The sequence below is a fragment of the Pseudomonas sp. MYb60 genome, assembly GCF_002979555.1.
Lineage (GTDB): Bacteria > Pseudomonadota > Gammaproteobacteria > Pseudomonadales > Pseudomonadaceae > Aquipseudomonas.
On sequence record NZ_PCOZ01000019.1, the window covers coordinates 51,809 to 78,510 of the forward strand.

General features: G+C 63.3%; 27 protein-coding genes and 1 pseudogene. 11 read left to right on the forward strand and 17 right to left on the reverse strand.

Annotated elements, in window-relative coordinates; all coding sequences use genetic code 11:
• Nucleotides 1–32 precede the first annotated feature (32 nt).
• Nucleotides 33–587, forward strand: a complete 555-nt coding sequence (locus tag CQ041_RS22650) for a hypothetical protein (RefSeq protein ID WP_105523769.1) — start codon at nt 33–35, stop codon at nt 585–587.
• 39 nt (nt 588–626) lie between these two features.
• Here the strand turns inward: CQ041_RS22650 and cobF are convergent, their stop codons facing one another.
• The 3 genes from cobF to CQ041_RS22665 form a co-directional block, all read right to left on the reverse strand.
• Nucleotides 627–1,382: a precorrin-6A synthase (deacetylating) gene (gene cobF / locus CQ041_RS22655; RefSeq protein WP_105523770.1), complete on the reverse strand. Its 756-nt coding sequence runs from the start codon at nt 1,380–1,382 to the stop codon at nt 627–629.
• A gap of 45 nt (nt 1,383–1,427) precedes the next feature.
• Complete coding sequence (locus tag CQ041_RS22660; protein ID WP_105523771.1) at nt 1,428–1,982, reverse strand: histidine phosphatase family protein; 555 nt, start codon at nt 1,980–1,982, stop codon at nt 1,428–1,430.
• Nucleotides 1,983–2,055: 73 nt separating this feature from the next.
• On the reverse strand, nt 2,056–3,123 hold the full coding sequence (locus CQ041_RS22665) for an NAD(P)-dependent alcohol dehydrogenase (RefSeq protein ID WP_105523772.1): 1,068 nt from the start codon (nt 3,121–3,123) through the stop codon (nt 2,056–2,058).
• Nucleotides 3,124–3,269: 146 nt separating this feature from the next.
• Between CQ041_RS22665 and CQ041_RS22670 the strand changes: the two genes are divergently transcribed.
• Nucleotides 3,270–4,088, forward strand: coding sequence for an alpha/beta fold hydrolase (locus CQ041_RS22670; RefSeq protein ID WP_105523773.1), 819 nt, complete (start codon nt 3,270–3,272; stop codon nt 4,086–4,088).
• Between the two features lie 57 nt (nt 4,089–4,145).
• On the opposite strand, the gene CQ041_RS22675 is transcribed toward CQ041_RS22670, so the two are convergent.
• Both CQ041_RS22675 and CQ041_RS22680 read right to left on the reverse strand, forming a co-directional pair.
• Nucleotides 4,146–4,532, reverse strand: a complete 387-nt coding sequence (locus tag CQ041_RS22675; protein ID WP_105523774.1) for a DoxX family protein — start codon at nt 4,530–4,532, stop codon at nt 4,146–4,148.
• A gap of 82 nt (nt 4,533–4,614) precedes the next feature.
• Nucleotides 4,615–5,490, reverse strand: coding sequence for a LysR family transcriptional regulator (locus CQ041_RS22680; RefSeq protein WP_105523775.1), 876 nt, complete (start codon nt 5,488–5,490; stop codon nt 4,615–4,617).
• 110 nt (nt 5,491–5,600) lie between these two features.
• On the opposite strand from CQ041_RS22680, the gene CQ041_RS22685 reads away from it, so the two are divergent.
• Together CQ041_RS22685 and CQ041_RS22690 are read left to right on the forward strand one after the other, a co-directional pair.
• Nucleotides 5,601–6,833 (forward strand): YbfB/YjiJ family MFS transporter, encoded by a 1,233-nt coding sequence (locus CQ041_RS22685; RefSeq protein ID WP_105523776.1) that lies wholly within the window; start codon nt 5,601–5,603, stop codon nt 6,831–6,833.
• Nucleotides 6,830–7,816, forward strand: a complete 987-nt coding sequence (locus CQ041_RS22690) for an NAD(P)H-quinone oxidoreductase (protein ID WP_105523777.1) — start codon at nt 6,830–6,832, stop codon at nt 7,814–7,816. The genes CQ041_RS22685 and CQ041_RS22690 overlap by 4 nt, the downstream gene beginning before the upstream one ends.
• Nucleotides 7,817–8,054: 238 nt before the next feature.
• Here the strand turns inward: CQ041_RS22690 and CQ041_RS22695 are convergent, their stop codons facing one another.
• Together CQ041_RS22695 and CQ041_RS22700 are read right to left on the reverse strand one after the other, a co-directional pair.
• Nucleotides 8,055–9,176, reverse strand: a complete 1,122-nt coding sequence (locus CQ041_RS22695) for an alkene reductase (protein ID WP_105523778.1) — start codon at nt 9,174–9,176, stop codon at nt 8,055–8,057.
• 76 nt (nt 9,177–9,252) lie between these two features.
• A complete protein-coding gene (locus CQ041_RS22700) occupies nt 9,253–9,930 on the reverse strand; it encodes a type 1 glutamine amidotransferase domain-containing protein (RefSeq protein ID WP_105523779.1) in 678 nt (225 codons plus the stop codon).
• 161 nt (nt 9,931–10,091) lie between these two features.
• On the opposite strand from CQ041_RS22700, the gene CQ041_RS22705 reads away from it, so the two are divergent.
• Nucleotides 10,092–11,036 carry a GlxA family transcriptional regulator gene (locus CQ041_RS22705; protein ID WP_105523780.1) on the forward strand — a complete coding sequence of 315 codons (945 nt, stop codon included), beginning with the start codon at nt 10,092–10,094 and terminating at the stop codon, nt 11,034–11,036.
• On the opposite strand, the gene CQ041_RS22710 is transcribed toward CQ041_RS22705, so the two are convergent.
• Complete coding sequence (locus CQ041_RS22710) at nt 11,014–11,520, reverse strand: GNAT family N-acetyltransferase (protein ID WP_105523781.1); 507 nt, start codon at nt 11,518–11,520, stop codon at nt 11,014–11,016. The genes CQ041_RS22705 and CQ041_RS22710 overlap by 23 nt on opposite strands.
• A 170-nt stretch (nt 11,521–11,690) precedes the next feature.
• Between CQ041_RS22710 and CQ041_RS22715 the strand changes: the two genes are divergently transcribed.
• Nucleotides 11,691–12,563: an undecaprenyl-diphosphate phosphatase gene (locus CQ041_RS22715; protein ID WP_105523782.1), complete on the forward strand. Its 873-nt coding sequence runs from the start codon at nt 11,691–11,693 to the stop codon at nt 12,561–12,563.
• Here the strand turns inward: CQ041_RS22715 and CQ041_RS22720 are convergent.
• The 4 genes from CQ041_RS22720 to CQ041_RS22735 all read right to left on the reverse strand — a co-directional run bounded on the left by CQ041_RS22720 (nt 12,552) and on the right by CQ041_RS22735 (nt 16,157).
• Nucleotides 12,552–13,379: a sugar phosphate isomerase/epimerase gene (locus tag CQ041_RS22720; protein WP_105523783.1), complete on the reverse strand. Its 828-nt coding sequence runs from the start codon at nt 13,377–13,379 to the stop codon at nt 12,552–12,554. The genes CQ041_RS22715 and CQ041_RS22720 overlap by 12 nt on opposite strands.
• A gap of 1 nt (nt 13,380) precedes the next feature.
• Nucleotides 13,381–14,580, reverse strand: a complete 1,200-nt coding sequence (locus CQ041_RS22725; RefSeq protein ID WP_105649058.1) for an NAD(P)/FAD-dependent oxidoreductase — start codon at nt 14,578–14,580, stop codon at nt 13,381–13,383.
• Between the two features lie 2 nt (nt 14,581–14,582).
• The gene (locus CQ041_RS22730) at nt 14,583–14,903 is read right to left on the reverse strand and encodes a MocE family 2Fe-2S type ferredoxin (RefSeq protein WP_105525240.1); all 321 of its coding nucleotides are present in this window, start codon (nt 14,901–14,903) and stop codon (nt 14,583–14,585) included.
• Nucleotides 14,904–15,017: 114 nt separating this feature from the next.
• On the reverse strand, nt 15,018–16,157 hold the full coding sequence (locus CQ041_RS22735) for a fatty acid desaturase family protein (protein WP_105525239.1): 1,140 nt from the start codon (nt 16,155–16,157) through the stop codon (nt 15,018–15,020).
• Nucleotides 16,158–16,318: 161 nt separating this feature from the next.
• Here CQ041_RS22735 and CQ041_RS22740 point away from each other — a divergent pair, with 161 nt between their 5' ends.
• Nucleotides 16,319–17,368 carry a LacI family DNA-binding transcriptional regulator gene (locus CQ041_RS22740; protein WP_105525238.1) on the forward strand — a complete coding sequence of 350 codons (1,050 nt, stop codon included), beginning with the start codon at nt 16,319–16,321 and terminating at the stop codon, nt 17,366–17,368.
• A gap of 32 nt (nt 17,369–17,400) precedes the next feature.
• Here CQ041_RS22740 and CQ041_RS22745 read toward each other — a convergent pair whose 3' ends face one another.
• The gene (locus tag CQ041_RS22745) at nt 17,401–19,362 is read right to left on the reverse strand and encodes a sigma-54-dependent Fis family transcriptional regulator (RefSeq protein WP_105525237.1); all 1,962 of its coding nucleotides are present in this window, start codon (nt 19,360–19,362) and stop codon (nt 17,401–17,403) included.
• Between the two features lie 184 nt (nt 19,363–19,546).
• Between CQ041_RS22745 and CQ041_RS22750 the strand changes: the two genes are divergently transcribed.
• From CQ041_RS22750 to CQ041_RS22760, 3 genes are read left to right on the forward strand one after another with little or no spacing between them, the layout of a single operon-like run.
• Nucleotides 19,547–20,551, forward strand: coding sequence for a Gfo/Idh/MocA family oxidoreductase (locus CQ041_RS22750; protein WP_105525236.1), 1,005 nt, complete (start codon nt 19,547–19,549; stop codon nt 20,549–20,551).
• Nucleotides 20,548–21,327: a TIM barrel protein gene (locus CQ041_RS22755; protein ID WP_105525235.1), complete on the forward strand. Its 780-nt coding sequence runs from the start codon at nt 20,548–20,550 to the stop codon at nt 21,325–21,327. The genes CQ041_RS22750 and CQ041_RS22755 overlap by 4 nt, the downstream gene beginning before the upstream one ends.
• 19 nt (nt 21,328–21,346) lie before the next feature.
• On the forward strand, nt 21,347–22,273 hold the full coding sequence (locus CQ041_RS22760) for a sugar ABC transporter substrate-binding protein (protein WP_105525234.1): 927 nt from the start codon (nt 21,347–21,349) through the stop codon (nt 22,271–22,273).
• Between the two features lie 81 nt (nt 22,274–22,354).
• Here CQ041_RS22760 and yghU read toward each other — a convergent pair whose 3' ends face one another.
• Together yghU and CQ041_RS22770 are read right to left on the reverse strand one after the other, a co-directional pair.
• Nucleotides 22,355–23,188: a glutathione-dependent disulfide-bond oxidoreductase gene (yghU, locus tag CQ041_RS22765; protein WP_105525233.1), complete on the reverse strand. Its 834-nt coding sequence runs from the start codon at nt 23,186–23,188 to the stop codon at nt 22,355–22,357.
• An 86-nt stretch (nt 23,189–23,274) separates the two neighbouring features.
• Entirely contained in the window at nt 23,275–24,042 is a 768-nt protein-coding gene (locus CQ041_RS22770; protein WP_105525232.1) for an SDR family NAD(P)-dependent oxidoreductase, read from the reverse strand.
• A gap of 137 nt (nt 24,043–24,179) precedes the next feature.
• Between CQ041_RS22770 and CQ041_RS22775 the strand changes: the two genes are divergently transcribed.
• A complete protein-coding gene (locus CQ041_RS22775) occupies nt 24,180–25,328 on the forward strand; it encodes an aldose epimerase family protein (RefSeq protein ID WP_105525231.1) in 1,149 nt (382 codons plus the stop codon).
• 115 nt (nt 25,329–25,443) lie between these two features.
• Here the strand turns inward: CQ041_RS22775 and araH are convergent, their stop codons facing one another.
• Nucleotides 25,444–26,412, reverse strand: a complete 969-nt coding sequence (gene araH / locus CQ041_RS22780) for an L-arabinose ABC transporter permease AraH (RefSeq protein ID WP_105525230.1) — start codon at nt 26,410–26,412, stop codon at nt 25,444–25,446.
• A gap of 9 nt (nt 26,413–26,421) precedes the next feature.
• Nucleotides 26,422–26,702, reverse strand: a pseudogene (araG, locus tag CQ041_RS22785) (L-arabinose ABC transporter ATP-binding protein AraG); the annotation flags it as partial.

Here is a 26,702-nt window from a genome sequence, read left to right on the forward strand (position 1 = left end):
TTCCGCAATTTCGTTTACCCCTGGAGCGCTTCATGGCCACCTTCACCAAGACCGCAGCCCTGCTGGCCCTCGTACTGGCCACCGGCAGCGCATTCGCCGCCAGCAAGCCCACCACGCAGACCATCTCCACCCTGGGCGGCAAGTTCACCTTTGACCTGCCCAAGGCCTACACCGTAGATACCCTGCCGGTTGGCGCTGCCGAAGATGGCACTGCCGCGACCCAGGGCACGCTCTACGCCAACCAGACCACCAAAAGCGTGGTGATCGTCGCCGAAACCGTGCGCAGTGACGGCGTCACCATCAAGGACAATGACCCGCAGTTTCTCGACGGCGCCGTGGCTGGCTTCGTCAAGGACCAGGGCGCCGCCCTGCCCGACTTCAAGAAAACCGGCGAGAAAAAACTCGATTTCAAGGGCCTGGGCCTTCGCCAGGTGGACAGCACGGCGACCCAGGGCGGTGGCAAGACGCTGAATTCCACGTTCCTTGGCGGTTCGGGTAACCACCTGCTGGTGATCCAGGCGATTTCCCGTGCCGATGATGTGAAAGGCCATGCGCTGCTGGTCAAGCAGATCACCGGCAGCAAATAATCCCCTTATGCAGGCGCCGGCTTGCCGGCGCCTGCAGAATCAGGGTTTACGCAGCAAGTAAGTGTCCATGATCCAGCCATTGGCCTGGCGCGCGGCCTTGCGGACCTGTTCGATTTCACCCGCCACGTCGCTCACCTTGCCGCTGATGAGGATTTCATCCGGCGTGCCCAGGTAGGCGCCCCAGTAGATGTCCAGGTCCTGATCCGCCACGGTGCGGTAGGAATCTTCCGCGTCGAGCATCACCACCAGGGTGTCCGCATCACTCGCCTGCCCTGCCGCCAGCCGGCGTCCGGTGGTGATTTCAACCGACTTGCCGATGCGGTTCAGCGCCACTTTATGTTGGGCCGCCAGGGCCTGCACGCTGGTGATGCCGGGGATCACCTCGAACTCAAACTCGCAGCGACCGCTGGCCAGAATCGCCTGCAGGATACGGAGGGTGCTGTCGTACAGCGCCGGGTCGCCCCAGGCCAGGAATGCACCCACCTCACCGTCAGCCATTTCCTCGTTGATCATGCGCTCGAAGGTTTGCTGCTTGTCGCGATTCAAGTCCTGCACGGCGGTGGTGTAGTCGATGTCACCGCGCACGCGCTCAGGGCAGTCGGCCTCGACGAAGCGGTAGCCGGGTTCGGTGATGTAGGTCTCGCAGATTTCACGACGCAGGTCGATCAGCTTGTCCTTGCTCTGACCCTTGTCCATCAGGAAAAACACGTCGGTGCGGTTCAGCGCCTTCACGGCCTGCATCGTGATGTAGTCAGGGTTGCCGGCGCCGATGCCGATGATCAGGATGCGTTTCATGGGTTGCTCTCATTGCGGGGCGTGGATTTTGCCATGTTCACGGGGTCAGGCGTGAGTTTCCAGGCGCAGGCGCCACAGGTTATTGAAGCGCAGCTCGGTGGCGGACAACGGTTCGACGTCGATGCGGTAGAACATCGCGAACGGAAACCGCATCACGTAGAGCATCGCGGCGCGGATCACCAAGGGGTGGGTGATGGCAACGACATGGCCGGGCTGGCCTTCCAGCGTCTGCATCCACTGGCTCACGCGTGTGCACAGCTGCTCCAGCGACTCGCCGCCATGGGGCGCGCTGCGGCTGTCGGTCAGCCAGGCGTCCAACTCGTCAGCATCCAGCCGAGCGATGTCCTGGCCTTTCCATCGGCCCAGATCGGCATCGCGCAAAGCGGGCTCGATCAGCGCGTCAGCGCCGAACAAGCCCGCCGTCTGCCGGGTGCGCGCCTCAGGGCCACACAGCAGACGCCGGCTCTTTTTGTAGCGCATGGCCAGTGACAGTGGCGCCCCCTGCCCATCCATGGCCACTGCCTCGTCATCGCAAAACCGCCCCTGTTTTTGCAGGGGCGTGACGGCGTGGCAGATGAGGGTCAGGCGGGTGGCTTGCATGGCGGGCTTTGGTCGTGGGGATGAGGCCACCAAGGTTGGCGCACTTATCCCCATGACGCAACGCCACAGGGCATCAGGCCGCGTGGGTTTCTTTCTTGAGGCTGGCCATGTCGATCACGAAGCGGTACTTCACATCGCCTTTGAGCATCCGTTCATACGCCTCGTTGATGCCCTGGATATCGATCATCTCCACATCCGATACAATCCCGTGCCGGGCGCAGAAGTCCAGCATGTCCTGGGTCTCCTGGATGCCGCCGATCAACGAGCCGGCCAGGGTGCGGCGCTTGAAGATCAGGTTGAACACGTTGGGCGACGGGTGCGGGCTGTCGGGGGCGCCGACCAGAGTCATCGTGCCGTCGCGCTTGAGCAGGTTGAGGAATGCATCCAGGTCGTGGGGCGCGGCGACGGTGTTGAGGATGAAGTCCAGGCTGTTGGCGACCTTGGCCATTTCATCAGGGTTTTTCGACACCACCACCTGGTCTGCGCCCAGGCGCAGGCCGTCTTCACGTTTGTTGGGCGAGGTGGTGAACAGCGTCACATGGGCGCCCATGGCGTGGGCGATTTTCACCGCCATATGGCCCAGGCCTCCGAGGCCGACCACACCGACCTTCTTGCCGGGCCCGACCTTCCAGTGGTGCAGCGGCGAATACGTGGTAATCCCCGCACACAGCAGCGGCGCCACGGCCGCCAGGTTGGCGTCGTCGTGGGAGATGCGCAATACGAACTTCTCCTTGACCACGATGCTGTCGGAATAGCCGCCATAGGTGTTTTCACCGCCGAACACCGGCCCGTTGTAGGTGCCGGTAAAGCCGTTCTCGCAATACTGTTCCTCGCCCTCGGCGCAGGAAGCGCAATGCTGGCAGCTGTCGACCATGCAACCGACGCCCGCCAAATCACCCACCTTGAATGCCTTCACATTGGCGCCCACCGCCGTGACGCGGCCGACGATTTCGTGGCCGGGTACCGACGGGTAAAGGGTGTTGTGCCACTCGTTGCGCGCGGTGTGCAGGTCGGAGTGGCATACGCCGCAATACAGAATGTCGAGCTGCACGTCATCCGCCCCCGGCGCGCGCCGCTCGAAGGTAAAGGGCTTGAGGGCATCCTTGGCGTTCTGGGCGGCGTAGCTGTAGGTCTTGGCCATTTCGTTCACCTGTGTGATCGGACATGAGAGGTCAGTGGACCAGCATAGACGCTGAACCGTTCAACCGAGCACACCCGTACAAGCCCTTCGTCCGGTTTGCCGCAATAGTGAGCTGGAGGCCTTTTGCCCCCAACCAGGAGTTATCCATGAGCACTTTTGTTGCCAAAGACGGAACCCAGATTTATTTCAAGGATTGGGGCAGCGGCAAGCCCGTGCTGTTCAGCCACGGCTGGCCACTGGACGCGGACATGTGGGAATACCAGATGGAATACCTGAGCAGCCGCGGCTACCGCACCATCGCGTTCGACCGTCGCGGTTTTGGCCGCTCGAACCAGCCGTGGACCGGCAACGACTACAATACCTTCGCCGACGACATCGCCCAGTTGATCGAACACCTGGACCTCCAGGACGTGACTCTGGTCGGCTTCTCCATGGGTGGCGGTGACGTGTCGCGCTACATTGCACGCCACGGCAGTGCCCGTGTCGCCGGCCTGGTGCTGCTGGGCGCCGTCACGCCGATCTTCGGCCAGACCGCCGACTACCCGCAAGGCGTGCCCGCCGAAGTGTTCGACGGTATCAAGGCCGGCCTGCTCAAGGACCGCGCGCAGTTCATCGCCGATTTCAATACGCCGTTCTTTGGCCTCAACAAAGGCCAGGTCGTCTCCGAAGGCGTGCTGACCCAGACCCTGCAAATCGCCCTGCTGGCATCGCTCAAGGCCACCGTCGATTGCGTCGGTGCGTTCGCCGACACCGACTTCCGCCCGGACATGGCCAAGATCGACGTACCGACCCTGGTGATCCACGGTGATGGTGACCAGATCGTGCCGTTCGAAACCACCGGCAAGGTGGCCGCCCAGTTGATCAAGGGCGCCGAGCTGAAAGTCTACAAGGACGCGCCGCACGGTTTTGCCGCGACCCACACGCAGCAACTGAACGAAGACCTGCTGGCGTTCCTGCAACGCTGATCGGCAGACGCGGTCATTGTGGTGAGCGGGGCAAGCCCGCTCACTACAAAAGCTTCCTCACACAGCCGGTTTACCCACCACCCACCGCCCCGGCCCGCTGATCAGCAACGTCGTGAAGATGATCAGCAACAACCAGCCAAACTGCGCTTCAAACAGCGTCCACTCCGGGTGCACCACCACCAGCGCAATCAGCAGCACGCTCAGGATCGGCAAGCACGCCAGGCGCACCAGCACCCCGGCGATGATCAGCAGCGGGCACAGCACCTCGGCAAAAATCGCCAACAGCAACGTGATCGTCGCCCCCAGGTGAAACGGGTCTTCGATCAGCTTCAATTGCTCGCTGTAGTTGAGCAACTTGGGCAAGCCATGCACCCACAGCAGGAACAGCGCCCCACTGACCCGCAGAAACAACAGCCCCAGGTCCTGACGTCTTGCTTCGTTCATATGCGCTCCATGTGCGTCGAGAATCGATCGGGATCGATTGTGTCCACACGCACGCATCAACGCTTGCAAGCCTGTGCTGACCTCAGTCGCCGGTGCCGGCAAACACTGCGACGATCTCATCGATCACCGCCCGTACCCGCGCGGTGTGGCGCAGGTCGGCGTGGGTCACCAACCACACATCGTAAGGCAGCGGCCGTGTGCGCTCGGGCCATAGGCGCACCAGGCCGTCCAGCTCACCGCTGTGCACCGGGATTTCACCAATGCCCAGGCCGGCAGCGAGCGAGCGGCGCACCAGCAGACTGGAACTCAAGGCCGCGACTATGCGCCCACGGCCCAAGGGTTCGGAGACCAGCGTCAGGTCCTTCTGGCTTTGCAGATAGGGTTGGTACACCACCAGGTCGTGGCCTTCGAACAGGCTGCCCGGCGTCGGCATGCCGTGGCGGTCAATGTAGGACTGGGCGGCAAACAACCCCACCGGCCAGCGCGCGAGGCGGCGGGCGATCAGGTCCGGGTTGTCCGGGCGGGTGTTGCGCACGGCGATGTCGGCTTCACGCTTGGCCAGGCTGAGGATCTGGGTGGAGGCGTCCAGTTGCACGCGCACGTCCGGGTGCCTGGCGTGCAGGCACGCGATGGCCGGGATCAGGAAATCGATGGCGAGGGAGTCGGTGGTACTCACCCGCACGGTGCCGGTGAGGCGGTCGTCCAGGCCCTGGATCTGGCGCTCGAGGTCCAGGGCCGAGCGCTCCATTTTCTCCACCGAAAGCAACGCGGCCTCACCCACGGCGGTCAGTGCGTAACCCTCGGAGGTGCGCAGGAACAACGTTGCACTGAGGGATTTCTCCAGCGCATTCACCCGCCGCCCGACCGTGGCCTGGTCCACTCCCAACACCCGCGCTGCGCCGCGCAAGCTGGATTCGCGACACACCGCCAGGAATACCCGGGCATCGTCCCAGTTCATAGTGTTCTCCATGCTGCGTTTATGCATCAGTGTGACGCCAATTCGCAGCATTATTGCATCATCATAGCTGGATATGCTGGCCACCAGAAAAAATACCCAGGACAGCCACCATGCTCGACACTCACGCGTCTCCCCGCAGCTCGATCTGGCTGCCCATTTTCGCCGGCCTCTGCGCCAGCTTGGTCAGCATCGGCCTGGCGCGGTTCGCCTATACACCGTTGATCCCCACCCTGATCCAGGCCCAGTGGTTCTCCGCCTACGACGTGGTGTACCTCGGCGCCGCCAACCTGGTGGGTTACCTGATCGGCGCGCTGATCGGTCGCCCCCTCGCCCAGCGCACCTCCAACACCAGCGCCCTGCGCCTGATGATGGTGGCGGTGACGCTGGCGTTCTTTGCCTGTGGTTTCCCGTTGTCGGTGGCGTGGTTCTTCGGCTGGCGCCTGCTCTCGGGCATCGCCGGGGGCGCGATCATGGTGCTGGTGGCCGCGACCGTGCTGCCCCATGTACCGGCGGCGCGTCGTGGCCTGGCCAGCGGGGCGATCTTCCTCGGCATCGGCCTGGGCATTGCCGCCTCGGGCACCCTGGTCCCGCCGCTGTTGAGCCTGGGCCTGCAACAGACGTGGTTCGGCCTCGGCCTGTTGGCGCTGGTGCTGACGGCAGCCAGTTGGTTCGCCTGGCCCCACGCCAGCGTGCATGAAGCACCGCTTCAGACGGGCACTGCAGCGCCCACACCTGCGGGCGTCTACCTGCTGTTCGCCCAGTACGCCTTCATGGCCGCGGGCCTCGTACCCGCCATGGTGTTCCTGGTGGACTACGTGGCGCGAGGCCTGGGTGATGGCGCCCATGTCGGCGCGATGATCTGGGTGATGTATGGCCTGGGCTCGATTGTCGGGCCGGTGACCTACGGCTTCCTCGCGGACAAACTCGGTGCCCGCTCGAGCATTCGCCTGGTGCTGGTGGCGCAGGCCATTGCCGTCGGCCTGCTGCCACTGGCCCACTCGTTCACCGCACTGGCGGTGCTGGCCGTACTCCTCGGCTCGTTCCCGCCGGGCATCGTGCCACTGGCGCTGGCCCGCGTGCATGAACTGCTGCCCAACCACCATCAGCAACAGCGGGCATGGAGCCGGGCCACGGTATCCTTCGCCACGTTCCAGGCGCTGTCCGGGTTTGCCTACTCGGCGCTGTTCAACGGCAGCGGCGGCCACCATGCGCTGCTGTTCGTGATCGCGGCCGGAGCGATCGTGGTCGCGCTGCTGCTGGAACTGGGCATGCTTGCGGTGAACCGCCGGCCCGTCGCGACGGTCCCAACCCATACGCTTACCGCTACAGGACTTGCACAATGACCCTGCCCACCGACATGACCCTGATCGAAATCACCACCCCCGGCGGCCCCGAGGTGCTCAAGCCGCGCCAGGTGCCGCTGCCCTCCCCGGCGCCCGGCGAGATCCTGATCCGCGTGCACGCGGCCGGCGTCAACCGCCCCGACGCCCTGCAACGTGCCGGCAAGTACCCGATGAAACCCGGCATGAGCCCCTACCCCGGCCTGGAAGTGGCCGGTGAAGTGGCGGCACTCGGCGAGGGCGTCAGCGACTTCGCCGTCGGCGACAAGGTGTGTGCGCTGACCAACGGTGGCGGTTACGCGCAATATTGCGCAGTGCCCGCCGGCCAGGCATTGCCGATTCCCGACGGCCTGTCATGGATTCAAGCGGCGGCGATTCCGGAAACCTTCTTCACTGTCTGGGCCAACCTGTTCAGCATCGGCGGCGCCCACAAGGGCCAGCGCGTGCTGGTCCACGGCGGTACCAGCGGCATCGGCACCACCGCGCTGATGCTATGCCGCGAGTTCGGCATCCAGGCCTTCGCCACTGCCGGCAGTGAAGACAAATGCGCCGCCATCCGCGGCCTGGGCGCCGAGGCGATCAATTATCGCGAGCAGGATTTCGCCGAGGTCATCGGCAGCCAGGGCGTGAATGTGATCCTCGACATCATGGGTGGCTCCTACCTCAACAACAACCTCAAGGCCCTGAGCATGGACGGCCGCCTGGTGATGCTGGGTTTCCTGGGCGGCGCCAAGGCCAACGAGGTGGATTTGCTCACCATTCTCGGCAAGCGCGCCATCGTCACCGGCTCGCTGCTGCGCGCGCGCACCAAAGAGGAAAAGGCACAGATCGCCGAACAACTGCGCGAACACGTATGGCCGGCGCTGTCAGCCGGGCGCTGCCTGCCGATGATCGACCAGGTGTTCGACTACACCGAAGCGGACAAGGCCCATGCGCGGATGGAAGGTGGGGAGCATATCGGCAAGATTGTGTTGCGCGTGTCCTAGACACACCCGCGAAGGCAGGTGCAAACCCATATTCGAATCGTGCCCGCTTCAGATGCCCTGATTGGCCAATCATCGACCCGGCGGCATGCCACGATTTTCAACACACCGACAATCCAGTGTGGGGGCTGGCTTGCCTGCTAAAGCGGTGGGTCAGGCACCGGATGCACTGATGGATACACCGCCTTCGCGAGCATGCCCCTGCCCACACTTGATCAACAACACTGATCCATCTGTGTTCTCAGCCGTAGGCAGGGTAGTCGGTATACCCCTGCTCCGAACCACCGTACATGCCCTCGGGTCGCAGCGGGTTCAGCGGCCAGCCGTTGAAAATCCGCTGGGGCAGGTCCGGGTTGGCAATGAACGGTCGGCCAAAGGCGATCAAATCCGCCAGACCCGCGTTCACCAGTTTCTCGCCACGCTCGGCGGTGTAGCGCCCGGCGTAGATAACCCGCCCGCTGAATGTTTCGCGCACGGCACGGCGGAAGGTTTCCGGCAGTTCAGGTGCATTGTCCCAGTCGGCTTCGGCGATCGACACGTAGGCAATGTTCGCCGCTTCCAGCACCTTGATGGCTTCGATGTAGGTGTGATGCGGGTCTTCCTCCACCAGGCCGATGTAGACGCGGTCCTGGTCGGTGCCGCTGAACAGCGGTGAAAAGCGCACGCCCAGGCGCTGCGAGCCCACGGCATCGCTCACCGCCTCGACGATTTCCCGCAGGAACCGCAGGCGGTTGTCCAGCGACCCACCGTATTCGTCATCGCGCTGGTTGGCATGGGCCGAGATGAACTGGTTGACCAGGTAGCCGTTGGCCGAGTGAATCTCCACACCGTCAAACCCGGCGGCCATCGCGTTACGCGCAGCCTCGGCATAAAACCCGACCAAATCCTTGACCTCCCGCGTGCTCAACGCCCGTGGTACCGGCGGCTGTACCAACTCACCGGTACCCGGGGCGGTTTCGATGAAGGCCTTGACCTGCGTCGGCTGGATCGCAGACGGCGCGACCGGCGCTGCGCCGTCTGGCTGCAACGCGTGATGAGAGACGCGCCCAACATGCCACAGCTGAGCAAAGATCACCCCGCCTTCGGCATGCACCGCATCGGTCACCTTGCGCCAACCGTCGACCTGCGCCGCGCTGTAGATGCCCGGCGTCCACGCGTAACCCTGGCCACGGGGCTCGATCTGCGTGCCTTCACTGACCATGAAACCGGCCGTGGCGCGCTGGCGGTAGTACTCGGCCATGAGGTCGGTGGCGATGTCACCGGGTTGGGCACTGCGTTGACGTGTCAAGGGTGGCAGCACGATACGGTTGCCCAGGGTGTGATGGCCCAGCGTAATCGGGGTGCTTAGAACGGTAGCTGTCATGGGGTTTTCCAAATTCGGGACGAGCAAAAGCATGGCGACTCCGGAGAGTCGCCAATCGATACGGCCGTTGATTGAGTTACGCGGTGAGTTTGAGCAGCGCCTTGGCCACGTCGCTGGAGCTGCCGGGGTTCTGCCCGGTGACCAGCAAGCCATCGACGATCACGAAGGATTGCCAGTCGGCGCCCTTCTCGTAGGTGCCGCCAAGCTGCTTGAATTCATCTTCAATCAGAAACGGCACCACATCGGTCAACTCCACTGCGGCTTCTTCCGAGTTGGAGAACCCGGTGACGCGACGGCCCTTGACCAGCGGCTCACCATTGACCGCCTTGACGTGACGCAGCACGCCCGGCGCATGGCAGACAAAGCCGATGGGCTTGCCGGCCCGCTCGAAGGCCTCGATCAGCGCGATGGAAGTCTGCGACTCCGCCAGGTCCCACAGCGGGCCATGGCCGCCTGGGTAGAACACGGTGTCGAAGTCACTGGCATTGACCGTGTCCAGCTTCAGGGTGGTGGCCAAGGCCTGCTGCGCAGCCGGGTCGGCGGCGAAGCGATGGGTTTGCTCGGTCTGGAAATCCGGCAAATCGCTGACCGGGTCCAGGGGTGGCTGGCCGCCGGCCGGGGATGCCAGCACGACCTCGGCGCCAGCGTCCTTGAACGCGTAATAAGGTGCGGCAAACTCTTCAAGCCAGAAGCCGGTCTTGCGGCCGGTGTTGCCCAACTGATCGTGAGAGGTCAATACCATCAATACTTTCATTGTCGAGTGCCTTTGGATGAATGACTGTGGGTTGAATCTTAGGAGCCTGGGCATCGCGTCACAACGTCATATCCGCAAGGTTTTCGGACATGCCCCGATGACAGTTGCCGTTTGCCTGCCAGCCGCCGACAATCCACTCCTCACCCTGCTGGAGAAACACCATGCACAGCGTTGCGCTGCTGGTTTACCCAAATTTCGAATGCCTGAGCCTCAGCGTGGGCTCGGTGTTCGAGTGCGCGAACCTGCTGCGCGGCGAACCGGCCTATGAATTCCACCTGGTGTCGGAGAGCGGCGGCGCAGTGATGACGTCCCAGGGTTTCTCGGTAAACACCACGCCGATTCGCGCCGACGGCTATGACACATTGATCGTCGGCGGCTACATGGAGTTCCGTCTGCCGGAAGCCAACCTGCTCGAACAGGTCAAGGCCGCTTCGGCGCAGTCGCGGCGCGTGGCCTCGTTGTGCATGGGCATCTTCGTGCTGGCAGAGGCCGGTTTGCTGGAAGGCAAGCGCACCACCACCCATTGGATCCATGCGCCGGCGTTTCGCAAGCGCTACCCTCATATCCAACTGGAAGAAGACAAACTGTTCGTGGTGGACGGCCAGATATGGACCGGCGCCGGCATGAGCGCCGGTGTGGACCTGGCGCTGGCCATGGTGGAGAACGACCTGGGCAGCGACCTGGCGCGGCGCATCGCGCGCAAGTTGGTGATCGCCCAGCGTCGGGGCAGCGAGCAGTCGCAGTTGTCGGCGCTGCTGGAACTGGACCCCAAGTCAGACCGCGTACAACTGGCCATGGCCTACGCCCGCGAGAACCTCACCCACGATTTATCGGTGGAAGCCCTGGCCGACGTGGCGCGGCTAAGCCCGCGCCAGTTCAGCCGGGTGTTTCGCGAGGAAACCGGGCAGACGCCGGCCAAGGCCATCGAACTGCTACGCGTAGAAGCCGCGCGCCTGATGATGGAAACCAGTCGCCACCCGGTGGAAGTGGTCGCCCGCGAAACCGGCTTCGGTGATCGCGAGCGCATGCGCCAGGCCTTCCTGCGCGCCTTCGGGCAACCGCCGCAGGTGATGCAGCAGGCGTTTAATGCAACGCTGCCCGCGTGATCAGGTAGGTCACCAACTGCGGGTCATCGTCCAGCTCAAGGGTCTGCACCGGGCGCGGCAGGGTGTCGAGGACCGTGCGCCAGAACGCCTGGGACACTTCATCCTGGTCATAGAAGCGCACCAGCCAATTGGCCTCGCCGCTGCACAGCACCTGGCTGGCGATCGCCCGGCCGATGCCTTTGCGCCGGTAGCGCTTGAGGATGAACAGGTCGGCCAGCTCCAGCGCGTCGATGCCCGGTAGCTCACTGCCTTCGATCAACAGGAAGCCGGCGATATAGCCGTCCACCAGCAACAGGTTGGCGCTCCACTGCGGGTCTTGCCAGTAGCGCGACAGGTGTTCGTCGTGAATGTAGAAACGGCCGTCCCCTTCGACATCTTCCTGTTCCCAGTCAGACGACTCGTAGGCGTAATACTGGTAGAGATTGCGGATCAGCTCGGCCTCATCGGGGCCGGTCTGGATCAATTCAACGGTGGTTTCGGGCATGGGACTCTCGGTGCAAAAACGCAGGGCGCCATTGTTCACAAAACAGGTGTGCAGTCCACTAACCTTTCTACTTGCTGAACCGATTGCAAATAGCCCCTGCCCCGCCCGAAACCCGCACATATTTCGCATAGACTCCGCCGACTTACCGCGCTGTCTCAAGGATTCGTATCGTGACGAACGTCTGTTCCGCCGGCCTGGACGTGGGTTTCGCGTCCCTGGATTACCTGCAGATTTTTATCCTGGGCGTGATCCAGGGCATCACCGAACTGCTCCCGGTGTCGTCCACTGCCCATATGCGTGTCGTCCCTACCCTGCTCGGCTGGCAGGACCCTGGCTCGGCGTTTTCGGCGGCGATGCAGTTGGCCGCATTGGCGGCAGTGGTCAGTTATTTCTGGCGCGATGTGCGCCAGGTCACCACCGGCAGCATCGGCGCGGTGCGTCGGGGTGATTTCAATGATCGCTGGTTCAAGCTGGCCGTGGCGATCGTGCTGGCGACCCTGCCCATCGGCTTTGCCGGCCTGGCATTGTCCTCGACCCTGAATACGTGCAACTCGCCGCTGCGCGGGCTGCTGGTGATCGGGATTTCCTGCGTGGTGATGGCGGTGCTGTTGGCCGTGGCCGAAGTGCGCGCGCGCCACAGCCGGGAAATAGGCCAGATGCGCCTGCGCGATGCGTTGATCGTGGGCCTTGCGCAGATAGGCGCGTTGATCCCCGGGGTGTCGCGCAGCGGCTCCACCCTGACCGCAGCGTTGTTCCTGAACTTCAAGCGTGAGGAGGCGGCACGGTTTTCCTTCCTGCTGGGCCTGCCAGCCATCGCCCTCGCCGGCCTCAAGGAACTGTGGGTACTGCTGCGCGCCGACCTGCCGGCCCATGCCTGGCCGCATTTGCTGTTTGGCCTGGTGGTGGCGAGTGTCTCGGCGTTCTTTGCCATCTGGGGCCTGATGAAGTACCTGGAGCGGTTCTCCACCTGGCCATTCGTGATCTACCGTGCGTTGCTGGGAATCTTCCTGATCGTGGCCGTCAGCACCGGGTTACTGAGCTGAACCGGCGCTGGCCTGCCACAGGTCGCGGATCAGGCCCTGCAGCTTTAACGCTTCGGCCCAGCGATCGCTGAGCTCGCGGCCATCCGCACCGGTGATCGCATACGGCGGCGGCCCCAGTTCGCAGGTGAAGGACAGGCTTTGTGGCGTGTGCGGGCGGGCCAGCCAGTCTTCAATTCCGTAGCGCCACCATTCGGTGAAACGCTGTACCCAGGGCTGGTGCTGGGGGAAGTCCAGCGAGACCTGCACCTGTTCACTGCTGGCCACGCGGCCATGGAACCCCCAGCTGTGGCGCAGGACGGTGCGGATCTGCTCGTCGTCTTCCAGCGCACCCGGCTCGGGCAGCTCACGCCCGACCACGTAATGGGACAAATCGGCGAGCAGCTTCAAATCCGGCATTTGCGCAATCAGGTCGAGGGTGAACAGCAGGTCGCTGGTCAGCCGGTAACGATGCGTCTCCAGCAACACCGGGAAATCCACCTGCTCGGCCAGGCGCTGCCAGCCTTCCACCAGGCGTGCCGCTTCACGTTGGGTGCGCGGGCGCACGTCGGCCTGCAGGGTGAGGTGATGGCAGCCATAGCGGCTGATCACATCCAGTGCGGCCGCCAGGTCGTCTACCGTCTGCGGGAACAATTGCCCTTCAATCTGCAGGCCCCTTGCAGTAGCGGCAGCATGCAGGCGCGCGACATCGGCGGGCTTCCAGTAATGGTCGGTGATGCCGTCGAAACCGGCGGCCTTGATGCGGTCGAGTTGAACCTCCAGCGGGCCGGGTTCGGTTTGCATGGCCCACAGGGATTGGAATACCAGCAGTTCGCGCATATCAGCCTCGCAGCAGCTGTTTGAGTGACAGATCGGGGTTGATCAGGTTGGCCGTGTCGAGCGCAATACCGGCGCTGATCAGGCGTTCGCAGAGCTTGATGTCCTTGGCCACGCCATTGCCGCGAGCCCAGCCGCAGGCACCCTGCAGACGCCGCTCGGTGTCGAGGAAGAACAGCAGCAGGCCGCCGTCCGGCAAGGCGCGTGTGACGCTGAACGCGGTCATCCCGCCAACGGTCTGCAAACCCCAGTCGTATTGATCGGACCAGAAACCGGGGAGCGCCTCGAACGGCACCTCACGCCCCAGCAGGTTCAGCGCCGCGTGCCGGCCCTGGGCCTCGGCGTTGCGCCAGGTTTCCTGGCGCTGGTACTGGCCATCGAGCTGGAACTCACACACATCCCCGGCGGCGTAGATATTCGGCGCGCTGGTACGCAGGTGGGCGTCCACCCGAATCCCCTGCCCCACCGCCAACCCCGCCGCCGTGGCCAGTTCGATGTTGGGCTGCATGCCGATCCCCACCACCACCCAGTCGCACGGCAGCCGTTGCCCATCCACCAGCAGTACGCCGTCGGCCTGGATCGACGCCAGTGCGACGTTCACCCGCACGTCCACACCCTGTTGGCGGTGCAAATCCAGTAACGCCTCGGAGATGACCGGCGGCAACACCCGGCCGGCCAAGCGCGGCCCGGCTTCCAGCAGCGTCACCTCACAGCCGAGGCCACGCGCCGTCGCTGCGACTTCCAGGCCGATAAACCCGCCGCCCACCACCACCAGCCGGGTGCCGGGGGTCAACGAATCGCGCAGGGCCAACGCTTCGTCGTGGGTGCGCAGGTACAGCACATTGGCCTGCTCCTGAGGCAGGCGCCGCGCCCGACCGCCCGTGGCCAGCAGCAACCCGGCGTAGGGCAGCCATTGCCCATCGGCCAGTTGCAGGCGCTGTTGTTGCGGCTCCAGCCGGGTCACGGGATTACCGGCGATGTGTTCGATGCCCAGCGCATTCAGCCGCTCGTGATCGCACAGGCTGCACGACGCCAGGTCCGCCGAGCCTTGCAGCAAGCCCTTGGACAAGGGTGGACGTTCGTAGGGCACGTGAGGTTCGTCGCCGATCAGGATCAGCCGCCCGGTGTAGCCTTCTTCGCGCAGGGTCAGCGCTGCACGGCCGCCGGCATGCCCGGCGCCGACGATGAGGATAGGTGCGTTCATGTTCAGGCCGTGACGGCGAGCAACACCCGCCCCGCTTCAACCCGCACCGGGTAAGTCTTGAGGTTGACGCACACCGGCGCGCCCATCGCCTTGCCGGTGCGGTAATCGAAGCGGCCGTTGTGCTTGGGGCACTCGATCACGTGGTCCATCACCAGGCCAGCGGCGAGGTGGATTTTCTCGTGGGTGCACAGGCCGGCGGTGGCAAAGAATTCATTCTCGGCCGAGCGGTACACGGCATAGGTGTGGGCCCCGTGATCGAAGCGCAGCACGTCTTCCTCGTCTATTTCGCCCACGGCGCAGACGTCGATCCATTGATCGTTCATGGCAGTTGTCTCCAAGTGACAGGCTTAGCTGGGGTGAGCCCGCTTTTGTGTGGTGAGCGAGCTTTTCTGTGGTGAGCGAGCTGGCTCGCGCTGGGCCGCGAAGCAGCCCCTCGCTCAGCTGTCCGGATTTGTCTGGAAAAACGCGGTGGCCTGATTGGCGCTGCCGCGTCCCTCAGCGCAAGCAGGCTGGCTCTGCACACCAGGCTCGCTCATCCCGGGAATCGGGCGCTGGATGAAGTAGTTCGGATCGCTGCGCTGCTTCCAGATAGTCGGCAGGATCTCCTTGTACGCGTCGAAAATATTCGCGTATGGCGGCGGGCAGTCGCCGCGAATCTCTTCATGCAGTTGCGCCAGGGCGTGGTACGGCACCATCGGGTACATGTGGTGTTCGAGGTGGTAGTTCATGTCCATGTAGATAAAGCGCAGCACGCGGTTCATGTAGATGGTGCGGCAGTTGCTGCGGTGGTCCAGCACGTCTTCAGCCAGGCCCACGTGCTGGGTAAGGCCGAACAGGTAGCCGAGCCACGCACCATAAAGGCTCGGCAGGCCCACCAGCATCAGCGGCAACCCGCTGTGCAGGTACAACGCGAGGCCGATGACCACGGCATAGACCCCCACCCAGATACGTGCGGCGCGGAACACCTTGGGCCATTCGGATTCGGGGATGAAGTCCGCTTCCTCGGCACTCATCCGGCCCACGGCATGACGCGCCACGCCACTGAAGGTTTTCCACGCCAGCGGCAGGTTGAACACGCTCAAGACCATCATCAGGAAACTCGGCGGACGCGGCTCGACGATCTCCGGATCACGACCTACCACGATGGTGTCGGTGTGGTGCCGCGCATGGCTCCAGCGCCACACATGGGGTTCGAAGATGCACATGAAGCTGGCGACCTGGTAGAGCACGTCGTTCATCCAGCGGGTCTTGAACGCGGTGCCGTGGCCGGTCTCGTGCCAGCGCGGGTTGGACGCAGTGCCGTAGAGCACGCCATAGGCGATGAAAAACGGGACGCAGGCCCAGGAGCCCCAAAACCAGTAGCCGCCAAAGCCAGTGGCGAACAACGCTGCGAACCACAGGGCGGTGTCGCGCAAGGCCGGGCCGTCGCGGCGCTGCATCAGTTCTTTCATGCGTTTGCGGGAAATCGGCGACTGGTACCAACTGGCCGAGACCAGGCCTTTCTCGAGGGCGCGCGCGGCTTCAGGGCCGGTGAGGCTGTAGTCGCGGCGCACGGGGTTAGCGGTGTGTTCAGGCATTGTTATTGTTCTCCGCAAGCGTGAGGTTCAGGTGCTTTGCTGGAGAAAATATAGAGAGCGGGCAAATCACCCTCAAGGGCTTGAATCCATTCCCTATCAAGCTATCATCCAGGCCCAGCGGGGCTTGATAGTTTTCTATCAAGACGCATCAAGGGCTTGCCATGAATAACCATAAACGCCCAACCATCGCCACCGTTGCCGCCCATGCCGGGCTCAGCGTGGCCACCGTCGACCGGGTGCTGAACGCGCGCGCGCCGGTCAACCCGCAAACCGCCGAGCAGGTGTTCCAGGCCGCCGAAGCCGTGGGCTATTTCGCCGCGCGGCTGATCGGCCAGCGCATTCGCGAGCGCCGGCCCACGTACCGCTTCGGCATCCTGCTGCTGGCCACCGCCCAGGCGTTCTATGCCAGCCTGGCGCAAGCGATCAGCGACGCTGCCGAGCAACACCCCGGGGCCAACCTGACGTGTCAGTTCGAGTACATCGTCGACCGTTCGCCCGCCATGATTGCCGCACAGATCGAACAACTGGCCGTGCAGTGCGACGGCCTCGCCGTGGTGAGTTTCGCCCACCCCTTGATCAACGCCACCCTCAAGCAGATCCGTGAAGCCGGTGTGCCGGTGGTGGCGCTGCTGTCCGATATCCACGAGCACGCCCTCGAACCCTATGTCGGCCAGGACAACCACGTGGTCGGCCGCACCATGGGCTGGCTGCTCGCCCGTACCTGCGGCGCACGCAAGGGCAGCGTCGGCATCCTGCTCGGCGGTCACCGCTTCCTCGGCCACCAGGCCCGGGTCGAAGGCTTGCACAGCTACCTGGCGGAACATGCGCCGGGGCTCAAGCCGCTGGAGCCGCTGATCAACCTCGACAACTGCGACATCACCGAAGAAGCCACCCTCGACCTCATCACCCGCCACGCCGACCTGCGCGGCCTGTGTGTGGTGGGCGGCGGTGGCGACGGCATCATCAGCGCCCTGGCGCAGTTGCCCAAGCGGCCGGCGTTGTGTTGCATCCTGCAAGAGTCCACCGAGCTGTCGCGCCAGGCATTGAGCCAGGGACTAGTGGATGTGGTGATGGACTCGCAGCCACGGCAGACGGCGGTGGCGTTGATTGAGTTGTCGGTTGAATTACAGCGCGCCGAGGCGTTCGATCCGGTCAGGCATCGGGTGTATGTGCCGCCACAGATCGTCACCTCAGAAAACATCTGCACCTGATACACGGAGATCAAGGTTGATCGGCGTGAGGCTCAGTTATTGCGATAGTCCCCGGCACTCAAGCCAAACCGGCTCATCTTGTTGTACAGCCCGCCCCGCGACACGTTCAGCTGCCGCGCGGCCAAACGAATATTGCCGCCGGTACTTTCCAGCGCGGCAACAATCGCATTCATTTCATGGCTACTGAGATCTTGTGCAGGCTGCGGCTCATACACGCGCAGCGGCGTGCGCGGCTTGGTGTCCAGCGGCAAATCAAGCGGCTGGATCAACGCCCCCATCGCCAGGTTGGTCGCCCGCTCGATGCTGTTTTCCAGCTCGCGCACATTGCCCGGCCACGGGTAGGCACACAGCAACGCCAGCGCTTCCGGCGCAAAGCCCTCCACCGCCTTGCGCAGCGAACGGGCGTAACGCGCGAGGAAGTGCCGCGCCAGCAGCGGTATGTCTTCACGGCGCATGCGCAGCGGCGGCACGGTCAGGTTCAAGACATTGAGGCGGTAGTAAAGATCCTCACGAAACGCGCCCTCGGCCACCGCCTGGCTCAAGTTGCGGTGTGTCGCGGCAATGATGCGCACATCCACGCGCCGCGAGTTCTTCGCGCCGACGCGGGTCACTTCACCTTCCTGCAACACCCGCAGCAGGCTGACCTGGGCGTCGAAGGCCATGTCGCCAATCTCATCGAGAAAAATCGTGCCGCCATCCGCCAGTTCAAACTTGCCCGCCGAGCCGCCTCGGGTGGCGCCGGTGAACGCCCCTTCGACATGCCCGAACAGTTCGCTCTGCACCAACTCCCGTGGAATCGCGCCGCAGTTGACCGCCACGAACGGCCCTTTGTGGCGCTCGCTGCCATTGTGGATGGCCTGGGCGAACAACTCTTTGCCGGTGCCGCTCTCGCCGAGGATCAAGGTGGTGGAGTCGCTGCGACTGGCAATGCGCCCCAGGTGCAACGCGTCCTGGATCGCCCGCGATTGGCCCTGGATGGTGTCGAAGGTGTAGCTGGCCTGGGTGCCGACCAGACGCCGGGTGATTTCGCGGATACGACGGTTTTCGCGCAGCGACACGATCACCCCGCCCTGCTCCAGCGGGCACACCGACACCAGGCAGGCGAGTTGGCTGCGGTCGTGCAGGAGGAAGGTACAGTCGAGGTCGCGCACGGGATCGCTGAGGGCATTGCTCAATTCACTGCGGCCCAGTTGCTGGAAGGGCCTGCCGATCAGCTCCAGCCCGACCCGGAACAGGTGCCGCGCGTACCCGTTGAGCGCCTTGATGCAGCCCCGCTCGTCGAGCACCACCAAGCCTTCGTTAAGCACCTCGAGCACGGTCTGCTGTTCTTCCAACAAGCCTTGCAGCGCCATCTGGCGCGACACCGCGTCGGCCGCCGCCTGGACGGTGCCAAGGGTGTGAAAGTGGAACCAGCCGGGTTCGGCGGTGAGGGTCAGCATCGCCAGCGTCTCGCCCTGGGCATTTTTGATCGGCGCGGCGGCGCAGTGCATGCGGCGTTGGCGCAGGCCATTGCCGAAGTTTTCTTCGGCCAGCACGTAGACCAGATGATCCTCGGCCAGGGCCAAACCGGTGCAGTTGGTGCCCTGCACGGACTCGAGCAAACGGCTGCCCACCGGGGTGATGTCCAGCCCGCAGAAATACAGGGTGGTACCGTCGGCATCGGTGAGGTTGATATGCCCGCGCGGGTTGTAGGCCAACAGCCCGTGCATCACCTGTGCAGCGGCGGCGATCAGCACGCGGTGGGTGGCCAATGTCGCGGCCAGCGTATCAGGCGTCACAAAGCGATAAGCGTTGTCCGCGGGGTCAATGCCGGCGTCGACGCTGCGCCGCCAGGATTCCCAGATCACCTGCCGCACGTCGATCGGCCGTTCAACCTGGCCCGCCAGGCAAGCGCGCCACGCCTGTTCCAACGCGTCGACAGGGCCGTCATTCAATGCGGCAGGCCCGAGGGCGGTGAGGTAGTCGAGGTCTTGCACGCTGAATGCCATGCTCATCAGGGCGTTTCCATGTTCACGTTTTTGACATGTCAGTATAGACATGTCATCTGAATGAACACTTTCTGATTGGAATTAAAAATAAACCTATAATTATCAATAGCTTGATAATTGGCACAACCTTTGCTCTTACCCCTTTATCCTCAGGACCGCCCTGAGGCCAACAATAAAAAGGGGTCACTTCATGAGTACACAGAACATCCGCCTGGGTTTGATCGGCGCCGGTCGCATGGGCAGCTTTCACGGCCTGACCGCCGCGCGGCACATCCCCGGCGCCAGCCTGGCGGCGATTGCCGACCCCACCCCAGGCCAGGCCGCGCGCCTCGCCGATGAACTGGGGGTGAGCAAGGTGTACACCGACCCGCAACAGTTGCTGGATGACCCGGATATCGACGGCGTGATCATCGCCGCCCCTGCCCGCAGCCACGCCGAACTGGTGATCAGTGCCGCCCGCGCCGGCAAGGGGGTCTTCTGCGAAAAACCCATGGCAATCACCCTCGACGAAGCCGACCGCGCGATCGCCGCCGCAGCCGATGCCCGTGTGCCGTTGCAGGTCGGTTTCAACCGTCGTTTCGCCAAGAGCTTCCGCACCGCCCACCTCGACGTCGTTGCCGGCCGCATCGGCACTCCGCAGCTGTTGCGCTCGCTGACCCGCGACCCGGCCTTGAACAACCCGGCCAACTCGCCGCAATGGGTGATCTTTCTCGAAACCCTGATCCACGACTTCGACACCCTGCGCTACCTCAACCCCGGCGCAGAAGCCGTGCAGGTTCACGTAATGGCCGACGCGTTGATCGCGCCGGACTACAAAAGCAAAGGTTTCCTCGACACCGCCGTGGTCACGATCCGTTTCGACAACGGTGCGATTGCCACCGCCGAAGCCAACTTCCAGGCAGTGTACGGCTACGACGTGCGCGGCGAAGTCTTCGGCAGCGCCGGCATGCTGACCATGGGCGGCGTGGCTGAATCCGATCTATTGCGTTACCTGGCCCAAGGCATCCAGGCCGACACCCAGCGCCTGGACACCGACCTGTTGCGCGACGCCTACGTCGCCGAGCTCAACCACTTTGCCGACTGCCTGCGCACTGGCGCCAAGCCCCTGGCCAGCGGCGAGGACGCCCGCGCCGCCCTCGCGATTGCCCGTGCGTGCATCGATTCCTTCCAACAAGGCCGGGCGGTGGCCGTATGAGCCCGTTCACGCTGGCGATCAGCGCCGAGATGGTGTTTCTCGACCTGCCCTTTATCGAGCGGGTCAAACGCATTCACGCGCTGGGCTTCAGTGCAGAAATCTGGAACTGGACCGACAAGGACATCGGCGCCCTTGCCGCTACGGGCGCGGACTTCACCTCGATGACCGGCTACATCACCGGCACCCTCACTGACCCGGACGGCATCCGCCACTTGCTCGACAGCGCCCGTGAGTCGCTGGGCATCGCCGAACAACTGAACTGCCCCAGCCTCAACCTGCACGGCACCGGCCTGGGCGAAGGCGGCCTGCCGGTGCAGCCGGTGAGCCACACCACCGGGCGCATGTGGTTGAGTGCGTGCAAGACCCTGGAAAAAATCGCGCGCCTGGGGGAAGACGCCGGTCGCGTGTTCCTGCTGGAAAACCTCAACACCGACGTCGACCACCCCGGCACCCCGTTCGCCCGCGCCGACGACACCCTGGCGCTGATCGAGGCGGTGGGCAGCCCGCACCTGAAGATGAACCTGGACCTGTACCACGCGCAGATCGGCGAAGGTAATTTGATCGAACTGATCCAGCGCGCCGGCAGCGCCATCGGTGAAATCCAGGTGGCCGACGTGCCCGGACGCAAAGAGCCCGGCACCGGTGAAATCCACTACCCTGCCATTGCCAGGGCCCTGCATGCCATGGGCTACCGCGGCGTGGTCGGTCTCGAAGGCTGGGCCAGCGGCGACAGCGAACTGGCCCTGGAGCGCTTCCGCCAAGCCTTCACCCTATAACAATAAAAGGAACCGCCACATGAACCGCTATTCAATGATGCTTGCCTCGCTGTTACTGCTGCTCAGCCAATGGGCGTTCGCCGATTACCGCATCGGCGTGAGCATCGCCCGGGTGGACGACAACTTCATGACCTACGTGCGCAGCGGCCTGGAAACCGCCGCCCGGGAGCAAGGCGTGAAGATCCAGTTCGAAGACGCCCAGGGCGATGTGGTGCGCCAACTCAATCAGGTCGACGGTTTTCTCAACCAGAAGGTCGACGCGGTGATCGTGTTGCCGGTGGACACTTCCGCCACCGCCAATATGACCCGCGCTGCCGTGGCGGCCAAGACGCCACTGGTGTACGTCAACCGCCACCCGGATGAACGCACCCTGCCCAAGGGCGTGGTCACCGTGGCCTCCAACGACATCGAGGCCGGGCAGTTGCAGATGCGCTTCCTGGCGGAAAAACTCGGTGGCAAGGGCAATGTGGCGATCATCATGGGCGACCTCGCGCAAAACGCCACCCACGACCGCACCGAGGGCGCCAAGCAGGTGCTCAAGGACTATCCCGGGATCAACGTGGTGGAGCAGCAAAGCGCCGAATGGCAGCGCAGCAAGGGCATGGACCTGACCAGCAACTGGCTGCTGGCGGGGACGCAGTTCGATGCCATCGTCGCCAATAACGACGAAATGGCGATTGGCGCCGGGATGGCCTTGCAGCAGGCGGGCAAGGCCAAGGGGGAAGTAGCCATTGTGGGGATTGATGGGTTGCCGGATGGGCTGGCAGCGGTGAAGCGTGGGTTGCTGGCGGCATCGGTGTTCCAGGACCCGAAAGCCCAGGCGGCGAAAGCCGTGGAGTCGGCGATCAAGATGATCAAGGGGGAACCGATTGAAGCGGAGGTGTGGGTGCCGTTCGAACTGATCAAGCCTGAGCAGGTGGCGACCTACGAGCAACGCTACCGATAAACTGCCCAGTGCAGTTCAAACTGTGGGAGGGGCAAGTCGAATCGTCGCACCGCCCCTCGCACATTTGATCTCACCAAACCATTAGTCCAGGTCGCTGGCGTCGTGGCGTTCGGCGAGTTGCTCATGAGGCTCGCCGGACACCCGGTTCACCCGCCGCCCGCGCTGCACCGCCGGGCGAGCATCAATCGCATCCGCCCAACGCTGCACATGCGTGTACTCATGCACCGACAAAAACTCCGCCGCGCCGTACAAACGGCCTTTGACCAAGCCACCGTACCAGGGCCAGATGGCGATGTCGGCGATGGTGTAGTCATCCCCGGCGATGTACTCGCTCACCGCCAGGCGCTGGTCCAGCACGTCCAACTGACGCTTGGCCTCCATGGCGAAGCGGTTGATCGGGTACTCCATCTTGCTCGGCGCATAGGCATAGAAATGCCCGAAACCGCCGCCCAGGTAAGGCGCGCTGCCCATCTGCCAGAATAACCACGACAGGCACTCCGCGCGCGCCGCTGGCTCGGTGGGGAAGAACGCGCCGAATTTCTCCGCCAGGTACTGCAGGATCGCGCCTGACTCGAACACACGAATCGGCGTAGGGCCACTGTGGTCCATCAGTGCGGGGATCTTCGAGTTCGGGTTGACCCCGACAAACCCACTGCCGAACTGGTCGCCATCGCCGATCTTGATCAGCCACGCGTCGTATTCGGCACCGCTGTGCCCCAGGGCCAACAGTTCTTCGAGCAGGATCGTGACCTTCTGCCCATTGGGCGTGGCCAACGAATACAGCTGCAACGGGTGCTTGCCCACCGGCAGGTGTTTTTCGTGGGTCGCGCCGGCGATGGGCCGGTTGATACTGGCGAAACTGCCACCGTTTTCGGTGTCCCAGGTCCAGACTTTCGGGGGTACGTAGTCGGTCATGCTTACTGCTCCAGAGGCGTTAGCGATCAGCGAATTCGAACGTCATCTTACCTGAACCACGCGAGGCGATTCTGGAGCGTGCCGGCTCAGACCCAGCCACCGTCGACGATGAAGTTCTGCGCCGAACACATCGCCGAGGCATCCGAGGCCAGGAACAACGCCATGTTGGCGATGTGTTCCGGCAGCACGCTGCCCGGCAGGCACTGGCTGCGGCTGATCAGTTCCCTGGCGGCGTCATCGACCCACATCGCCAGTTGTTTTTCAGTCATCACCCAACCCGGCACCAAGGTGTTGACGCGGATGTGGCTCGGCCCCAGTTCCCGGGCCAGGGCGCGGGTCATGCCATGGGCGGCGGCCTTGCTGGCGGCGTATACCGGGTAGCCGGCCGACGCCATCATCCAGCCCACCGAGCCCAGGTTGATGATCGCCCCGCCGCCGGCGCTTTTCATCATCGGCACCACCGCCTTGGCGGCGAAGAAGGCGTGCTTGAGGTTGACCGAGATGAGCTTGTCAAAGGTGTCCGAATCGACTTCATCCAAAGTGTGGCGCACATCATTGGCGGCGTTGTTCACCAGCACGGTGATCGGGCCGAGGGAATGTTCGAAACGGCCGATGGCGGCCTTGAAGGCGATCTCATCGGTAATGTCGCAACACACGAATTCAACGGTATGCCCCGCCGAACTCAACAACGCCGCCAGGCGCTCACCCTGGCTCTGCGCGCGGTCGACAAACCCCACCTTGGCGCCTTGGGCGGCGAACGCCCGGACCATGAATTCGCCAATGCCTGACGCGCCGCCGGAGATCAGTACGGTCTTGCCTTCGAGATCGGGGTACACCGCGTGCTGGGTACTCATAACATGCTGCCTCGTTTAATTAGTCTTATTTTATTTTGCAAAAACGGCTTTAAAGGCTATAAATTCGCTGTCCAACCGACAAAATATCGCACATTAGTAGAACTATTCCACTCAAAACAACAAAAGGAAGTTCGATCATGAAGCACCCTCGATACCTGCTTTCGGGCTTGGCGATGTCCATGCTGATCGCCAGTGGCGGCGCCCAGGCTGCAGGGCTCACCAGCGAACACAAACCTTTCGGTAAAACCAATGACGGCACGGCCGTCGAACAATACATCCTGCGTAACAGCCATGGCATGCAAGCCACGGTCATCACGTATGGCGGCGTGCTGCAGTCCCTGAAAGTGCCGGACAAAAACGGCAAGGTCGAGGACGTGGTGCTCGGCTTCGACGACGTACAGGGTTACCAGGCCGGCACGGCGTTTTTCGGTGCGACCATCGGGCGTTTCGGCAACCGCCTGGCCGGTGGCGCCTTTGAACTCGACGGCAAACGCTACCAGGTCCCGCTCAACGACGGCCCCAACTCCCTGCACGGCGGCGCCCAGGGCTTCGACAAGCAGGTGTGGAAAGCCACGCAGGTCAAGGCCAAGGACTCAGTGGGCGTGACCCTCACCTACCTGTCCAAGGACGGTGAGATGGGCTTCCCTGGCAACCTGAAAACCGAAGTCACCTACCGCCTCAACGACAACAACGAACTGCACATCGACTACACGGCCACCACCGACAAACCGACGGTGCTCAACCTGACCAACCACAGCTACTTCAACCTGGCCGGTGCGGGTAACGGTGACATTCTCAAGCAAGTCGCCACCTTGCACGCCAGTCATTACACGCCGGTGAATGCCACCCTGATCCCTACCGGCGAACTGGCGCCCGTCAAGGGCACGCCGATGGACTTCCTGAAACCGACACCCATCGGCCAGCACATCAAAGACGATCACCCGCAGCTCAAGTTTGCCGAGCCGAAACAGGGTGGATTTGATTTCAACTGGGCGCTGGATGCCAAAGGTGATGTGAAGCAGCTTGCGGCCGAGGTGCATGACCCTGAATCGGGGCGGCGTTTGCAGCTGTACACCAGCGAGCCAGGCGTGCAGTTTTATACCAGTAACTTCCTCGACGGGTCGGTGAAGGGCAAGGCAGGGAAGACGTATCAGCATTGGAGTGGGTTCACACTGGAGACCCAGCACTTTCCAGATGCGCCCAACCAGCCGAACTTTGCGTCGACGCGCCTGAATCCAGGCCAGACTTACACCCAGCACACCCTCTTCAAATTCATCGCCGACTAAAAATGTGGAAGCGGGCTTATCCGCGATAGCGGTGGTCCAGTCGATACAGGATTTGACTGATCCACCGCCTTCGCGGGCAAGCCCGCACACAGTCTGATCTTCACATGGATGGAAATCAGCGTTGCTTCATGCGGTCGATGACCACCGCCAGCAGCAGGATCGAGCCGCGGATGACGTACTGGTAGAACGTGTCGATGTTCTTCAGGTTCATCGCATTCTCGATGATTGCCAGGATCAACACCCCGGCAATCACGTGCCGGATCATGCCCACCCCACCACTCAACGACACCCCGCCCAGCACGCAGGCCGAGATCACCGTCAGTTCAAACCCCTGGCCGATCATCGGCTGGCCCGAGGTCATGCGCGACGCGAGGATCACACCGGCCAACGCGCCGATCAGACCGTGCACGGCGAAGATCAGGATCTTGGTGCGGTCCACGTTGACGCCCGCCAGCAACGCCGCTTCCGGATTGCCGCCGATGGCCATGGTGTTGCGCCCGTAGGTGGTGTAATTGAGCAGCCAGCCGAAGAACAGGAAGCACAGGATGGTGATCAGGATCGGCACCGGTACGCCCAGCAACTGGCCGTTGCCGAACACAAAAAACTGCTCTTGCGAAACCCCTACCGCCTTGCCGTTGGCAAAGATATACGCCAGGCCGCGCACGATCTGCATGGTCGCCAAGGTGGTGATCAACGCATTGACCCGCAGCTTGGCGATGACGATGCCGTTGATCAGCCCCACCACCAGGCCCATCAGGAGCGCCGCGCCAATGCCGAGCATGACGCTGTCGGTATCGCGCATCACGATGGCCGCGACCACCCCGGCACAGGCAATCACCGAACCCACCGACAGGTCGAAATGCCCCGACGCCAGGCAGAACAGCATGGTGCAGGCGGCAATGCCGACGGTGGAAATCGCCAGGCCCAACCCGCGCATGTTCAAGGGCGAGAGGAAGTTGTCGATCAGCAAGGCGCACAGCAAAAAGATGCTCACCGCTGCCATCAACATCGCCCAGTTATCCAGCAGTGCACGTACGTCCAGGGGTTTGCGTGCGGTGGGCAGCGCATTTTGTTGAATGGTCATAGTCGTCTCTCAGTTCGCCACGCTGCGCGGCAGGGCCAGTTGCAGCAGGTTGGATTCAGTGGCGTGTTCGCGCCGTTGTTCGCCGCGCATCGCGCCTTCGCACAACACCAGGATGCGGTCGCTGATGCCCATCACTTCCATCAGGTCGCTGGACACCACGATTACCGCGATGCCTTGGGCTGCGAGGTTATGGATGATCTGGTAGATCTCGGCCTTGGCGCCGATATCGATGCCCCGCGTCGGTTCATCCAGCAACAGTACTTTCATCGGCATCGACAGCCAGCGGCCGA